1 protein-coding gene is annotated in these 800 nt (G+C 69.8%); it reads left to right on the top strand.

From position 1 onward, the window contains the following. The coding region (gene groEL / locus AWQ68_RS00060) for a chaperonin GroEL (protein WP_157544706.1) at positions 1-800 on the top strand (800 nt) is incomplete at both ends.

Below are 800 nucleotides of genomic sequence, written 5' to 3'. Positions count from 1 at the left end.
TCAAGGCTCCCGGCTTCGGTGACCGCCGCAAGGCCATGCTGGGCGACATCGCCATCCTCACCGGTGGCCAGGTCATCAGCGAGGAGGTCGGTCTCAAGCTCGAGAACGCGACCCTCGACCTGCTCGGCAAGGCCCGCAAGGTCGTCATCACCAAGGACGAGACCACGATCGTGGACGGCGCCGGTGACGCCGAGCAGATCGCCGGCCGCGTGAACCAGATCCGCGCCGAGATCGACAACACCGACTCCGACTACGACCGCGAGAAGCTCCAGGAGCGTCTCGCCAAGCTGGCCGGCGGCGTGGCCGTCATCAAGGCCGGCGCGGCGACCGAGGTCGAGCTCAAGGAGCGCAAGCACCGCATCGAGGACGCCGTCCGCAACGCGAAGGCGGCCGTCGAGGAGGGCATCGTCCCCGGCGGTGGCGTGGCCCTGCTGCAGGCCGGCGCCAAGGCGTTCGACAAGCTCGAGCTCAACGGCGACGAGGCCACCGGTGCCGCGATCGTCCGCAAGGCGCTCGAGGAGCCGCTGAAGCAGATCGCCGTGAACGCCGGCCTCGAGGGCGGCGTCGTGGTGGAGAAGGTGCGCAACCTCACCCCGGGTGAGGGCCTCAACGCCGCCTCCGGCGAGTACGTCAACATGTTCGAGTCGGGCATCATCGACCCGGCCAAGGTGACGCGCTCCGCCCTGCAGAACGCCGCCTCCATCGCGGCTCTGTTCCTGACCACCGAGGCCGTCATCGCCGAGAAGCCCGAGAAGACTCCGGCCGCCCCCGCCATGCCCGGCGGCGGCGACATGGACTTC

The sequence above is a fragment of the Microtetraspora fusca genome (genome assembly GCF_001570365.1).
GTDB lineage: Bacteria > Actinomycetota > Actinomycetes > Streptosporangiales > Streptosporangiaceae > Microtetraspora > Microtetraspora fusca.
Note: the sequence above shows the minus strand (reverse complement) of the source record. Positions and strands in the feature narration are given on the sequence as shown.